This is a genomic window from Lichenicoccus sp., assembly GCF_965277665.1.
Taxonomy (GTDB): domain Bacteria; phylum Pseudomonadota; class Alphaproteobacteria; order Acetobacterales; family Acetobacteraceae; genus Lichenicoccus.
Genome location: NZ_OZ255835.1, coordinates 3,097,629 through 3,111,153, shown reverse-complemented (window position 1 = coordinate 3,111,153; position 13,525 = coordinate 3,097,629). Strand labels below are relative to the sequence as shown.

Annotated in this window: 14 protein-coding genes; 6 read left to right on the top strand and 8 right to left on the bottom strand. The window is 70.2% G+C overall.

What is annotated here, in order from left to right:
- Positions 1–185: 185 nt before the first annotated feature.
- From ACQY4O_RS14500 to ACQY4O_RS14480, 5 genes are read right to left on the bottom strand one after another with little or no spacing between them, the layout of a single operon-like run.
- Positions 186–788: a prepilin-type N-terminal cleavage/methylation domain-containing protein gene (locus ACQY4O_RS14500; protein ID WP_428377060.1), complete on the bottom strand. Its 603-nt coding sequence runs from the start codon at positions 786–788 to the stop codon at positions 186–188.
- The gene (locus ACQY4O_RS14495) at positions 785–1,213 is read right to left on the bottom strand and encodes a type IV pilus modification PilV family protein (protein WP_428377059.1); all 429 of its coding nucleotides are present in this window, start codon (positions 1,211–1,213) and stop codon (positions 785–787) included. The genes ACQY4O_RS14500 and ACQY4O_RS14495 overlap by 4 nt, the downstream gene beginning before the upstream one ends.
- Positions 1,203–1,676: a prepilin-type N-terminal cleavage/methylation domain-containing protein gene (locus tag ACQY4O_RS14490; RefSeq protein WP_428377058.1), complete on the bottom strand. Its 474-nt coding sequence runs from the start codon at positions 1,674–1,676 to the stop codon at positions 1,203–1,205. Before ACQY4O_RS14490 ends, ACQY4O_RS14495 begins: the two co-directional genes overlap by 11 nt.
- Positions 1,666–2,913, bottom strand: coding sequence for a type II secretion system F family protein (locus tag ACQY4O_RS14485; RefSeq protein ID WP_428377057.1), 1,248 nt, complete (start codon positions 2,911–2,913; stop codon positions 1,666–1,668). The genes ACQY4O_RS14490 and ACQY4O_RS14485 overlap by 11 nt, the downstream gene beginning before the upstream one ends.
- 31 nt (positions 2,914–2,944) lie before the next feature.
- Complete coding sequence (locus tag ACQY4O_RS14480; RefSeq protein WP_428377056.1) at positions 2,945–4,711, bottom strand: GspE/PulE family protein; 1,767 nt, start codon at positions 4,709–4,711, stop codon at positions 2,945–2,947.
- A gap of 104 nt (positions 4,712–4,815) precedes the next feature.
- Here ACQY4O_RS14480 and ACQY4O_RS14475 point away from each other — a divergent pair, with 104 nt between their 5' ends.
- The gene (locus ACQY4O_RS14475; RefSeq protein WP_428377055.1) at positions 4,816–5,571 is read left to right on the top strand and encodes a prepilin peptidase; all 756 of its coding nucleotides are present in this window, start codon (positions 4,816–4,818) and stop codon (positions 5,569–5,571) included.
- On the opposite strand, the gene gspG is transcribed toward ACQY4O_RS14475, so the two are convergent.
- Positions 5,572–6,012 (bottom strand): type II secretion system major pseudopilin GspG, encoded by a 441-nt coding sequence (gspG, locus tag ACQY4O_RS14470; protein WP_428377054.1) that lies wholly within the window; start codon positions 6,010–6,012, stop codon positions 5,572–5,574.
- A gap of 204 nt (positions 6,013–6,216) precedes the next feature.
- Between gspG and ACQY4O_RS14465 the strand changes: the two genes are divergently transcribed.
- A complete protein-coding gene (locus ACQY4O_RS14465; RefSeq protein WP_428377053.1) occupies positions 6,217–6,648 on the top strand; it encodes a lytic transglycosylase domain-containing protein in 432 nt (143 codons plus the stop codon).
- Here ACQY4O_RS14465 and ACQY4O_RS14460 read toward each other — a convergent pair.
- Complete coding sequence (locus ACQY4O_RS14460) at positions 6,631–8,286, bottom strand: glycosyltransferase family 4 protein (protein ID WP_428377052.1); 1,656 nt, start codon at positions 8,284–8,286, stop codon at positions 6,631–6,633. The genes ACQY4O_RS14465 and ACQY4O_RS14460 overlap by 18 nt on opposite strands.
- A 167-nt stretch (positions 8,287–8,453) precedes the next feature.
- Between ACQY4O_RS14460 and ACQY4O_RS14455 the strand changes: the two genes are divergently transcribed.
- Complete coding sequence (locus tag ACQY4O_RS14455; protein ID WP_428377051.1) at positions 8,454–8,861, top strand: hypothetical protein; 408 nt, start codon at positions 8,454–8,456, stop codon at positions 8,859–8,861.
- A 57-nt stretch (positions 8,862–8,918) separates the two neighbouring features.
- Entirely contained in the window at positions 8,919–9,422 is a 504-nt protein-coding gene (locus tag ACQY4O_RS14450; protein ID WP_428377050.1) for a ferritin-like domain-containing protein, read from the top strand.
- A 32-nt stretch (positions 9,423–9,454) separates the two neighbouring features.
- Here ACQY4O_RS14450 and folD read toward each other — a convergent pair whose 3' ends face one another.
- Positions 9,455–10,357 carry a bifunctional methylenetetrahydrofolate dehydrogenase/methenyltetrahydrofolate cyclohydrolase FolD gene (gene folD, locus ACQY4O_RS14445; RefSeq protein WP_428377049.1) on the bottom strand — a complete coding sequence of 301 codons (903 nt, stop codon included), beginning with the start codon at positions 10,355–10,357 and terminating at the stop codon, positions 9,455–9,457.
- 50 nt (positions 10,358–10,407) lie between these two features.
- On the opposite strand from folD, the gene ACQY4O_RS14440 reads away from it, so the two are divergent.
- On the top strand, positions 10,408–11,463 hold the full coding sequence (locus ACQY4O_RS14440) for a threonine aldolase family protein (protein WP_428377048.1): 1,056 nt from the start codon (positions 10,408–10,410) through the stop codon (positions 11,461–11,463).
- A gap of 69 nt (positions 11,464–11,532) precedes the next feature.
- Positions 11,533–13,239, top strand: coding sequence for a methyl-accepting chemotaxis protein (locus tag ACQY4O_RS14435; RefSeq protein ID WP_428377047.1), 1,707 nt, complete (start codon positions 11,533–11,535; stop codon positions 13,237–13,239).
- The last annotated feature ends 286 nt before the right edge of the window (positions 13,240–13,525 follow it).

Genomic DNA, 13,525 nt, shown 5'->3' with positions numbered 1-13,525 from the left:
CCATTACGCTAAGTTGTTCCTCTCAGACCGTTCGAGGATGCGCTACGGCGAGTCAGAGGCGCCCCTTTGGCGCCGCCCGGGGCGGCTGTCGAGAACCGGAGCGGAGCGGCCTTTTCGGCCGTGAGCACCGGAAGCGCAGACAGCCGCCTCGGATGACCGCCGTAGTAGCATCATCGAGCGGTCTTTCAGCCGGGAACCTGCGCCCGAATGGGCGCTTCGACAATGTCGGGCCAGTGTCGCTGGTCGTGCTCGCCGAACACGATGCGGATGCGCACCAGGTCGGGCAGGCTGTTGCCGCTCCAGCTGCTGCTCCATTGCTGGCTGCCATCCGACCAGTAGCCGAGATCGATGCCGGCGATGCCGTCGAGCAGCACCGTCGTCTGCGGGGCAGGCGCCGGCACGAGCCGCACGGCATGCCGGTGCGGCAGCCAGGAGAGCAGCAGGTGGCCGTCAGTGACGCCCAGCCGCATGTCGGCGGCTTGCGACACCGCACCGGAACCCGCTTGCTGCGCGGACTCCGGCAGTGGTGCAATGAAGGCCATCGCGTGCGCGCGCCCGGCCAGGGTGGCGCCTTCGCGCTCGGAGCCGGGATCCATCTGCTCGATGAGCCGGCGCAGCGTGCGATCGGTGGCGGCCAGCGCCTCGCCGCGGCGCAGCGCCTGGTCCTGGCGCCCCCAGCTGGCGAAGCCGAACCGCACGCCCTGCGACAGCGTGGCGAACAGCACGCCGAGGACGACCAGCGCCACGATGATCTCGAGCAGGGTGAAGCCGGCCTCGCGCTCGTTCACGAGGTCGCTCCGAGCGCCGCGCGCCGGGTCAGCAGGGTGGTGCCGCGAGGTCCCTGCGGCCCGTCCCAGCTCTCGGTGACCTGGATCTCGTAGAGCGTCTCGCGCTGCGGATGCAGCGGGTCGCTGCCGGCGTCCGTGAGAGCCGCGGCAGCGAGCGGCCGGACCTGCAGCCGCCAGCTGAAGCCGTCGCCGTCATCGCCCTCCTGGGTCTGGGTGCGCAGCGGTATGCCGTGGCCGACGGCGGCGAGATGCGACCGCGCCAGGGTCACCGCCTCGGTGGTGCGGTCGGCGAGCCGCACCGAGGCCAGGCCCTCGATGCTGCCCCGGAACAGCACGCCGAGCGCCAGGGCCGCGATCACGAAGGCGACCAGCACCTCCAGCAAGGTGAAGCCGGCCTCGCGCATCGTCCGTCGATCAGCCGCCATCGTTGGGGCGCACCGCGCCCTGGCGGATCTGTCCGCTGAACCAGTCGATGCCGAGATCCAGCGCGACATCGCCCTCGCTCAACCGGATCAGCGCGGCTGTCGCCCCGCCATCCGCATCGAAGCGCAGGGTGCCGTTGCCGGTGGGCTCGCCGGGCGGACTGTGCAGCTCCAGCGTCACCCGGCTGCCGAGTCGTGCCAGGGCTTCGCGCGCCTGAAGTGCGGTGACGAGCACCGGCCGGTCGGTGGCGATCGCGCGGCCGCGCGCTTGGCGCAGCGCGTCGGTCAGGCTGCGCGAGGCGGCCCGCAGGTCCAGGCTCGGCGAGCGGGTCGGCCCGCGCTGCAGCACGATGGTCAGCACCAGGCCCAGCACCGCCAGCACCACGATCATCTCGATCAGGGTGAAGCCGGCCGCAGCACCATTGGCCGATCGGGTCCTACCGGGCGAGATCCCCCTACTGCGCAAGATCATTGAGACTCAGCATCGCCAGCAGCAGCGAGGAGACGATGCCGGCGACCGCAGCACCCATCACGATGGTGATCACCGGCACCAGCAGCGCCACCAGCCGCTGCACCCGGATGCGGGTGGTCTCCTCGTGGATCTCGGCCGCCCGCAGCGCCATCGGGCCGAGCTGGGCGGTCTCCTCGCCCAGGCGCAGCAGGTGGATCATCCGGGCGGGAAAGATCGCGGCCTCGCCAAGCGTGCGGGCGAGCCCGGCGCCGCTCTTCGCACCTTCGGTGGCGCGCTCGATGGCGGCGAGCCCGGCCCGGTTGCCGATGACGTCGCGCACGATGCCCATGGCGGCGATCAGCGGCACGCCGTTGAGCAGCAGGGTGCCGAGGGTGCGGGTGAAGCGCGACGCCAGCACCTCGGACAGCACCCCGCCCAGCACCGGCGTGCGCAGCACCAGGGCGTCGAGCCGGGCCCGCGCCGGGCCCTCGCGCAGCAGGCGCCAGGCCAGCACGCCGAGTGCTGCCAGCAGCAGCAGGATCAGCAGGCCGTAGTGGCTGATCACCGCGCCGGCATCGACCAGGAACTGCGTCGAGGCGGGCAGGCTGGCGCCGTTCTGCTCGAACAGCGGGGTGAATTGCGGCAGCACCTCGGTCAGCAGCAGCACGATGGCGCCGATCGCCGCCGCCGTCAGCATCGCCGGGTAGATCATCGCCGAGGTCAGGGTCGCGGCCAGCGCGCGCTCGCGCTCCATCAGGGTGGCGATGCGCTCCAGCGTGGCGGCGAGGTTGCCGCCCGCCTCGGCCGCGCGCACCAGGCCGATATGCAGGCGCGGGAAGCTGCCGGGATGGCGGCCGAGGGCTTCGTGCAGGGTGGCGCCGTCGCGCACCTGGTCGCGCAGCGAGCGCACCACGGTCCGTACGCGGGCATTCGGCGCGGTCTCGTCCAGGAAGCGCAGCGCGCGGTCGAGATCCTGGCCGGCGCCGAGCATGACCGCCAGTTCGCGGGTGAAGTGCGCGACCTCGGACCGGCGCAGTGTCTTGCGGGAGAAGTCGAGGCGCCCCAGGGCCTTGAAGCGCCAAAGCGCCTCGAACGCGCCGGAGCCGACACCGGTGCCGGCGGCGTCGGTGCGCATCGGGATGTTGCCCTGGCGCCGGATGAACGCGAGCGCTTCCGCTTCGCTGTGCGCCTCGGTGACGCCGCGCACCAGGCTGCCGGCCGGGGTTATCGCGGTGAAGTGGTAGCTGGGCATGGCCCGGGGAGTTTCAGTGCGTCGCTCCGCCTCAATTTTCTGCCCTGATCGAACGCGCGACCTCCTCCAGGGTGGTCTGTCCGGCCAGCGCCGCGTCGATGCCGGCATCGAACATGGTGACCATGCCGCCCTCCACCGCCGCGCGCTCGATGGCGGAATGGTCGGTGCGGGCGAAGATCAGCCGCTCGATGCTGGCATCCGGGATCAGGAACTCGGCAATCGCCTGCCGGCCGCGATAGCCGGTTTGTCGGCAATGCGGGCAGCCGCGCGCGTGGAACAGGGTGATCGGGCGCGCGGCGGTGCGCGCCGCAAGGCCGAAGCGCTCGATCAGGGCCGGGGGCGCCTCGTACGGCTCGCGGCACTCGGGGCACAGCCGCCGCACCAGCCGCTGCGCCAGCACCCCGCGCAGCACCGCGGTCAGCAGGTAGTCCTCGACGCCCATGTCGCGCAGCCGGGTGATGGCGGCGGCGGCGGAATTGGTGTGCAGGGTGGACAGCACCAGATGGCCGGTGAGGGCCGCCTGCACCGCGATCTGCGCGGTCTCCAGGTCGCGTATCTCGCCGACCATGATCACGTCCGGGTCCTGGCGCAGGATCGAGCGCAGCAGGGACGCGAAGGTGAGGCCGATCTGCGGCTTGGTCTGGATCTGGTTGATGCCGCGCAGCTGGTACTCGATCGGATCCTCGACGGTGACCACCTTGCGGGTGACTGAGTTCAGCCCGAGCAGCCCGGTATAGAGCGTCGTGGTCTTGCCCGAGCCGGTCGGGCCGGTGACCAGGACGATGCCGTTCGGCAGCTCCAGGCGCTCTCCCAGGCGGGTGACCACGGCGGGCGCCAGGCCGAGCTTGCCGTAATCGAAGGTGACGGCGGAGCGGTCGAGCACGCGCAGCACCACGGTCTCGCCATACAGCGAGGGGATGGTGGAGACGCGGAAATCGATCTCCTGGCCGCGCACCGCGAGCTTGATGCGGCCATCCTGCGGCAGCCGGCGCTCGGCGATGTCGAGCCGGGCCATGATCTTAACCCGCGAGATGATCGCCGGGATCAGCCGCGCCGGCGGGCTGTCCATCTCGACCAGCACCCCGTCATGGCGGTAGCGCACCCGCAGGCGGTCCTCGAACGGCTCGATATGGATGTCGGAGGCCTGCGTCTCGACCGCGCGCGAGATGATCTGGTTGACCAGCCGGATCACCGGCGCCTCGCTGGCGAGGTCCTTGAGCCGCTCGGCATCCTCCTCCAGCGGCGTGTCGTCGTGCTGCTCGGGGCCGCTGCCGGTCTCGGTCGGATACAGCCGGTCGAACGCCGCCTCGAGCTCGATCGGGACCGCCACTTCGCGTCGCACCCGCAGCAGGGTGGCGGCCGCGACCGCCGCCGGCACGAACTCGTCGAGCGGATCGACGCAGGCGATCACCAGCACGCCATCCTCGACGGCGACCGGCAGCGCGCGGACCTCGCGCAGGAAGCGCGGCGTCAACCGGTCCACGAGCAGCGGCTCGGCGGGGTAGCGATCCGGCACCGCGCAAGGCAGGTCGAGCAGCGCGCAATAGGCATCTGCGAGGCCGCGCTCGGTCACCAGGCCGAGCTGCAGCAGCACGGTGTCGAGCCGGGTGCCGCTCTCGTCGGCCACCCGCCGTCCGCGATCCAGTGTGCGCGCGTCGCATTGTCCCTGCTCGAGCAGCAACTGCGCCAGCCGCTCGACCGCATCGCGCGGTCCGGCTGTAGGGAGGTTCGGGGTCGGGAGGACGGGGGCCGCGGGGACGGCTGCTCCGGTACTGGGAACTTCGAGGATGGCGCTCATGCGGCGGACGATTGCCGGGGCGAGGGGCAAGTGCAAGCCTTGTTGCATGACAGAATGCTCAGGATGCCGCGCTGCCCGACCTCCCGGGGCGTTTCTTGCCTGCCATGCCTTTCTTTCCTGAGAGCCTGCTGGCCCTGCTCGCGGCGCCGGCGATCGGCAGCTTCATGGGCGTCCTGGTACGCCGTCTGCCGCGCGGGCGCCCGGTCGTGGCATCGCGATCCGCCTGCGAGCAGTGCGGCCGGGTGCTCCGGGCCGCCGAGCTGCTGCCGCTGGCGAGCTTCGCCTGGCAGCGCGGCCGGTGCGCCGGCTGCGGTGCGGCGATCGGCTGGTTCCATCCGGCCATCGAACTGGCGGCGCTGGCGGTGGCAGGGCTGATGGTGCTGGTGGCGGGCGGTGACAGCCTGAGCCTGTGGGCCGGCTGCGTCCTGGGGTGGACGTGCCTGACGCTGGCGCTGATCGATTTGTGGCATCAGCGGCTGCCGGATGTCCTGACGCTGCCCCTGCTGCTGGCGGGCCTCGCGGTCTGCGCCTTGCGGACGCCGGAACAGCTTGGCTGGCACGCGCTGGCGGCGGCACTCGGATGGCTCGGCTTTCGCACTGTCGCCCTGCTCTACCGGCGGCTGCGCGGCATCGATGGGTTGGGGCAGGGCGATGCCAAGCTGCTGGCGGCGGCCGGCGCCTGGGTCGGGCTGGCGCCGCTGCCGGAGGTTTTCGGCGGCGCGGCGCTGCTGACCTTGCTGGGCGTGCTCGGAGAGGCGGGGTGGCGCCGGCGCGCGCCGGGACGCGAACGCCGGGTGCCGTTCGGCCCGGGGCTGGCGGCGGCCACCTTCGGGGTCTGGCTGCTGACGTCAGCGCCGTAGCTACTTGTTGCAGATCGCGCTGTCGGCGCTTGCATTGTTGTTCGGGCCCGGCGAGCACAGGTCGTAGTCGTGGTCCGGCCGGTCCGACGGCGCACGATAGACATAGGGGTGGTTCCAGGGATCGAGCGGCACGCTGCTGCCCTTCACGTACGGGCCGTTCCAGTTCTCGGCGTCGGACGGCTTGGTCACCAGCGCCTCCATCCCGTCCTCGGTGGACGGATAGCTGCCGACATCGAGCTTGTAGGTGTCGAGGATCGAGCCGATGCGCTCGATCGATTGCCGGGCGATCGAGACCTTGGCATTCCCGAGCTGGCGCAGCACCGCCGGCGCCACCAGGCTGATCAGCAGGCCAAGGATGGCGATCACCACCAGCAGCTCGATCAGGGTGAAGCCCGCATCTCCCGCGTCATTGCCGACCCGCCGCTTGGACAACGCAATCACGCTCGGCTAGAGGCTGCTTGGAAATGCCTGATGCTGGATGAGAGCGGCCTGCAGGGCCGCGGCCGGCGTGACGTTTCGAGCACCGGAGCGGAGCGGCCTTCATGGCCATGAGCAACGGAGCGCAGAAACGGCGCGTCGGATCGCCAGCAGCAGGCGTTTCCGAGCAGCCTCTCGGGGGTGGTTTTGGTTCCGTTCGCTGCCTGCATGGCGCTGGTCGCCTCACTCTATCACCTGCCGCCGCGCGTGCTGCCCTCGATCCAGGCGGTCGAAGGCGGCCGGCCGGGGGTGCTGCACCACAACACGGACGGGACCCTAGATGTCGGGGTGATGCAGATCAATACGCGCTGGCTCGCGCCGCTGGCACGCTATACGGGCACGCCGGCCGCAATCGTGTTCCTGCGGCTGCGCGACCGGCCCTGCTACAACGTCGCCGCCGCCGGCGCGATCATGCGCACCTATCTCGACGAGACGCACGGCAACCTGCTGCTGGCGGTCGGCGACTATCACTCGCACACCATCGCGCTGAACCTGGCCTATCGCCGCCAGGTGCTGCAGTCGGCGCGTCTGCTGTTCATGCGTCCGACCGCCGGTCGGATCCGGCTGGCGGGGCGCACCGGCTCAGGCCCGCCGGGCTGAGGCGCGTTTCGTGCGCGCCGCGCGCGCCGGGGTGGATTCCGACGCTAGCGACAAGGCAGGCTCGGCGGCGAGACCCGGTTCCAGCGCATGCAGCACGCCGCGGGCGGAGTCTTCCCATGACACCGGCCTGAACTCGCGCTGCACGCGCTCGGCCCAGGCCTCGGTCTCCTCCGGGTGCTCGATGGCATGGCGGATCATGTCGTAGGCTTCGTGTGAATTTTCCGGGTCGAAATAGCGGGCGAGGTCGCCTCCCGCCTCCGGCAGCGATGTCGCATTGGAGATGATGCAGGGCCGTCCGAACGACAGGCTCTCGGTGACCGGCAGTCCCCATCCCTCGTAGAAGGACGGGAACAGGGTGAAGCGGCAGCCGGCATAGAGCTGCCGCAACTCGTCGTCGCTCGGATCCTCGACCAGCACGATCTTGCCGTCGAGATAGTCGGCATTGTGGATCTGCTGCATCAGGTCGCTGACCAGCCAGCCGACGCGGCCGGCGAAGACCAGGGTCGGGATCCGATCGAGCGGCATCTCCTCGACCATGCGCCGCCAGACGCGGAACAGCAGCATGTGGTTCTTGCGGGCCTCGATCGTCGAGACGATCAGGGCATAGCTACCGGGCCCAGGCAGGGAGCGCGCACTGGCCTGCGGATTTTTGCCGGTGCGTCCTGCGCCGGCCGGGGCACGCACGGCGTCGCTGAAGCCGGTGCCGATCGGGATCGGGCGCGGGGTGCTGCGCAGGCTGTAGCCGGCGCGCCTCGAATCGCTCTCCAGGTCACGCGCGCTGGCTTGCGAGATGGTCAGCAGCACATCCACCAGCGGGAAGATCGCCCCCGTCCACTCCCGGAAACGCAGCACGAGATTGTGGTCGCACCATTCCGGGCGACGCAGCGGGATGATGTCATAGATCAGCAGGCTGAAGCGCAGGCCGCGGGTGCGCTGCGCCTTTGCCACGATCTCGGCATAGTACGGGTGGAACCAGGGCGAGCCGAGCACCAGCAGGATGTCGCCGGGCTCGGTGGTGGCATCGAACGCGGCCGTGTCCGCGCCGCCGCCGGCGGCACTCGGCATCGTGCCGGGCGGCATCCCGGGACCGAACGGGGCGATCTCGACGGCGCCGCGGCTGCGTCCCCGCTCGGCCGGATGACCGGCTTGGCCCGGGGCGGGTTCGCCGGATCGGCGCTGCCGGAGCTGCCGCACCAGCAGCGCGGCGCGCGTGCCGCCGGCCCAGGCAAGGGCACTGCCGAGATGCAGGACCGCGCGGCCGGCCTCGCGTTCCGCCTTGAACAGGGCAACGAGCGGTTTGCGCAGTCCCTCCGGCAGTCGGTAGGCCAGCCTCCGCCACGGGCTCTGCGACAGCGTGCGCGCCGGCTGCGTCCGGGCACCGGCCCGGGACGACGGCGCCCCGGCATGCGAGGAGCTGGTCAGCCGGTCATGCAGTCGCTCCACTTGCGCATACGGGATCGAGGTGAAGGACTGCAGGGTGGCGGCGTGACGCACGAAGCGCACGCGCTCTCGGCTTTCCGGCAGGGTCGCCAACGCCCGGCAGAGCTCGAACTCGATGCGCTGGATGCCGCTGGGTCGGGGATTTGCCGCGGCATACTGGAACAGGTCCTCGACATCGACCCAGATCTTGCTGTCCAACACCATGCTCCCTCAGTTGCGACGAGACCGACCTGGACCAGCCGCGTCCGCCGCCTCCTGCGCCCGAGCTTCGTCACACCCGGTCGCGTCGTCGATAGGCCCTGCTACACCGCCGGCCGATCTGCTAGCAACGGGCGCCCACCTGTCTAGCCCGCACGGAAACCGAGATGCCGCATCGTCACCTCCCCTTTGATCGGCTGCTGCAGGCGCTCGGTGCCGCGACCTTGGCCACGATGGCCGGCTGCGCGCCGCAGGCCTGCTCCCAGCCGGATGTGGTGGCGTACGTCAACCGGACCGCCGCCGCGCATGACCTCGACGTGATCGGCCTCGACGGACCGATCGGGCAGCGTCCGTTGCCCGGACGCCCGATGGCCATCTGTTCGGCCTGGATGCTCGAGCGCAATCCGGGCTTCCGGCCCGGCAGCGCCCTGCCGCCGACGCTGCGCATCGCGCGGACCTACAGTGTGCGGACCATGGCGCAGGGCTACGAGGTGCGGCTGCTGCGCCCGGTGGCTCCGGCTCGCACGATGGCGCGCCTGACGGCTCCAGGCACGACGACTGCCCTGACACGATAGTTTGCGCGAACCGCCTCCGCCCGCGCCCGTTTCCGCATGACACAGAAGGAGGTTCCCATGGGACTGTTCAGCAAGCCGATCAAGACGCTCGACGACCTGTTCGTTCATCTGCTGCAGGACATCTACTACGCCGAGCACCAGATCGCGAAGGCGCTGCCGACGATGATCGAGGGCGCCTCCAACACCCAGTTGCGCGAGGCTTTCCAGAGCCACCTGCAGGAGACCCAGGGCCAGATCTCGCGGCTCGAGGAGGTGTTCCGCATGCATGGCGTCGAGGTGCAGGGTGTCACCTGCGAAGCCATCGACGGCATCCTCAAGGAGGCCAGGCACGTGATGTCGGACGTCGGCGATCCGGACGTGCTGCAGGCCGCGATGCTCGCTTCGGCGCAGGCGGTCGAGCATTACGAGATTGCCCGCTACGGGACGATGATCGCGCTGGCCCGCCAGCTCGGCCGTCGCGACTGCGCGAGCGTGCTGGAGCAGACGCTCGCCGAGGAGAAGGCGACAGACGAGAAGCTCAGCCGCCTCGCGACATCCAGCATCAACCGCGAGGCCGCGTAGGCCGCCCAGGCTGATCAGACCGGTCAGGCCGATCAGGCCGCCCTGGTTCCCGCGTCCCGGTGACCCCACTGCCGCCTGGCTGCGTAGAGCGTGTTGCTCAGCAGGCAGGCGATGGTCATCGGGCCGACGCCGCCGGGAACCGGGGTGATGCGGCCGGCGATGCCGAGCGCCTCGTCGAACACGACATCGCCGATCAGTCGCGTCTTGCCGGCGGCGGTCGGGATGCGGGTGATGCCGACATCGATCACGGTGGCGCCGGGCTTGATCCAGTCGCCGCGCACCAGCCCAGGGCGTCCGGTGGCGACCACCAGGATGTCGCCGCGCCGGGCGTAGGACGCCGTGTCGACGGTATGGATGTGCGCGGTCGTCACCGTGCAGTCGGCATTCAGCAGGAGCTGGCTCATCGGGCGCCCGACCAGGTTCGAGCGCCCGACCACAACGGCGTGCAGGCCGCGCAAGCTGCCGAGTTCCGCGATCAGCAGCATCAGGCAGCCCAGCGGGGTGCAGGGCACCAGTCCGGGATGGCCCAGGGTGACGCGGCCGACATTGACCTGGCCAAGCCCGTCCACATCCTTGGCCGGGTCTATCGCGTCGAGCACCAGGGTGCTGTCGATGCCCGGCGGCAGCGGCAGCTGCACCAGGATGCCGTGCACGTCGGGATCGGCATTCAGCCGCGCCACCAGCGCCAGCAGATCAGCCTGGGTAGTCTCGGCCGGCAGGCTGTGTGCAAACGACCGCATGCCCACCGAGCTTGTCTGGCGCGTCTTGTTGCGGACATACACCTCGCTGGCGGCATCGTGCCCGACCAGCACGACGGCGAGGCCCGGAACGAGCCCGTGCTCGCGGTCGAGCCGGGCGACTTCGGCGCTGATCCTGGCGGTCAGGGTGGCGGCATGCTGCTTGCCGTCGATCAGGCGGGTGTCGATGGTGCTCATGAGGCAGGCCTGTTCGGGCAGCGTGAAGTTTGGACAGGGGAAGAGACGGCATGACTGAGATACGGAAGAACTTCGGCAGCGACAATGTCGGCCCGGCGCACCCGCAGGTGGTCGACGCCATGCTCGAGGCCAACCGCGGCGCGGTCGCATCCTATGGCGGCGATCCCTGGACGGCGCGGCTCGAGGGCCTGGTGCGCGAGATCTTCCAGACCGAGACGACGACCTTCCCGGTCGCCACCGGGACGGCGGCCAACGCGCTCGCGCTGTCGGCGCTGGTCCGGCCGTTCGGCGCGATCGTCTGCGACGAGGTCGCCCACATCATGAACGACGAGGCCGGGGCGCCGGAATTCTTCTCCGGCGGCGCCAAGCTGCTGACCTTGCCGAGCCCGGACGGGCGGCTCGATCCCGCGGCGCTGCAGGCGGCGCTGGCGCGGCGACGGATCAGCGGCGTGCATCAGAGCCCGGTCGAGGCGATCAGCCTGACCCAGGCCACCGAGTGGGGCACCTGCTACCCGACCGCCCAGGTCGAGGCGCTGGCGGATGTCGCGCGCGAGAACCGGCTGCACGTGCACATGGACGGCGCGCGGTTTGCCAACGCGGTGAGCTTTCTCGGGGCCACGCCGGCGGCGGTGACCTGGAAGGCCGGAGTCGACGTGCTGTCGCTCGGGGCCACCAAGAACGGCGCGATGGCGGCGGAGGCGGTGGTGTTCTTCAATCGTGACCTGGCGCGCGAATTCGCGCAGCGGCGCAAGCGGGCCGGCCATCTCTGGTCCAAGCAGCGGTTCCTGAGCGCGCAGTTGACCGGGTATCTGCAGGGTGGCCTGTGGCTGGAGAATGCGGGCCGCGCCAACGCCGCGGCGGCGCGTCTGTCGCAGGGCCTGGCGGCTCTCCCCGGTGCCGAGCTCGTGCAGCCGACCGAAGCCAACGAGGTGTTCGTCCTGCTGCCGGAGCCGCTGGTGCTGCGGCTGGAGGCGGCGGGCTACGGCTTCTACCGCTGGGCCAGCCGACCCGAGCAGGGCGGCTTCGTGGTGCGGCTGGTCTGCGCCTTCGACACGGTGGAGGCGGATGTCGATGCGCTGCTGGAGACGATCCGGCAGGCGGAATGAAGGCCGCAACGAATTGGTAACCTCTGGGGTGCATCACCGGTGTCCTGACTTGCCGACAAGGGGATCATCATGCCGGCCTCAAGCACTCTGGGTCGTCCGTCCGGCACTTCGCGCCGTCTCCGCGGCCTGGGCGCCAAGCTGACTGCGGGGTTTGCGATCCTCACGGCGCTTGCGGTCGGGCTGGGCTGCTTCGAGCTGACCCGGATGGTCAAACTCGATGCCAGCAACGCCGAGATGCGCGACAACCAGCTGCCGAGCGATTACTGGTCCGGCAAGCTGTTCATCGCCCTGAGCGATATGCAGCGCTTCGAGCTACGCTACGCGTTGGCGGCCGATGGCTCCGCCGCTAGCCTCGACCTTGCCGGGAAAACCAGGGACGCCATCACTGCGGTGGAAGCCGACCGGCGGATGATGGTGCCGCTCGAGGATGCGGGCGAGGAACACGCGCGCTATGACGAGTTCGACCGGCTCTGGCCGGGATATCTGGCCGAGGTGAGGTCGACCCTGCAGGGAACCTGGGCCAGCACCAGCGGAGGGGCGAATGCCGCGGCCGCCTACGAAGCGCTGGCAGAGATAGTGCGCTGGGACTTCGACTATAATTACCATATGGGCAACGTCGCGGTCGCAAGCAGCCGCAGCCTGTTCGTCAGAACGTGGCGGTTGTCGGTCGGCGGGATCGCTCTTGTCCTGTTGCTGAGCGTGTTAACGGCCTTCACCCTGATCCGCCATATCAGCCGTCCGATCGCGGCGATGACCACGGCGATGCGCCGGCTTGCCGACCGCGACGGCAGCACCGAGGTTCCGAGCCTCGGGCGTGGCGACGAGATCGGCGGCATGGCGGGTGCCGTGCAGGTGTTCAAGGACAACATGATCAGGGCCGATGCGGCGGCGTCGGAGCTGGAGCGCGCGCGACAGACCGTGGCGCAGCGGACAGCACGGATCGAGGGCCTGGTCGGGAACTTCGAGCGGCAGATCGGCGGCACGGTGGCAGCCCTGGCGGCCGCCTCGACGGAGATGGAGGCAACCGCCCGGTCGATGAGCGGCAATGCCCAGCAGACCGGCCAGCAGGCGACCACGGTGGCCGAGGCGGCACAGAGTTCGGACGCCGGCGTGCAGACCGTGGCGGCGGCGGCGGAGGAACTCGCCTCCTCGATCACCGAGATCAACCGTCAGGTTTCGGCATCGGCGTCGCTGACCGGCAAGGTCGTGCAGAGCGTCCGGCAGACGGACAGCACCGTGCGCACGCTGGCGGAATCCGCCGCCCGCATCGGGCAGGTGGTCGAGCTGATCAACAACATTGCCAGCCAGACCAACCTGCTGGCCCTGAACGCCACCATCGAGGCGGCGCGCGCCGGCGATGCGGGCAAGGGCTTCGCGGTGGTGGCCTCCGAGGTCAAGAGCCTGGCGCAGCAGACCGCGCGCGCGACCGGGGACATCGGTGCCCAGATCGCCGAGGTCCAGCAGGCGACCCATCACGCGGTCGAGGCGATCAAGGAGATCGCGATCCTGATCGAGGAGGTCGGCGCCATCACCACCTCGATCGCCGCCGCCGTCGAGGAGCAGGGTGCGGCCACCGGGGAGATCGCGCGCAACGTCCAGCAGACCGCCGCCAGTACGCGTTCGGTGACCGACAGCATCGACGGCGTCATGCACGCGGCGAATGAGAGCGGCGCCTCCGCCGGCCAGGTGCTCGATGCCGCCGGCGGCCTGTCGCGTCAGGCGGAGGTGCTGTCGGCCGAGGTCAGGGAATTTGTCACCTCGGTCCGGGCCGCCTGAAGCTAAGCCGCCGCCCTGCTGCCGCGTGTCGAGAGGATGGGCAGGCCGCGCCGCAATGCGATGAAGCCGAACAGCAGGATGCCGACCGAGATCTTGGTCCGACGAAGGTGCTCCCCTGCTCCAGCCCCGTCTGTGCGGCGCTTCTGGCATATGCCGCAATTTGTCAGACAAACCCGCGCTATCAAACGGAGTCTGCGCACAGCCCCTTGACCAGGACAACGCCGCCCCGCTGATATCGCTATCCTATAGAAAGCGGGTCCGGGGCCGCCGGCCCCGGCGGGTCGAG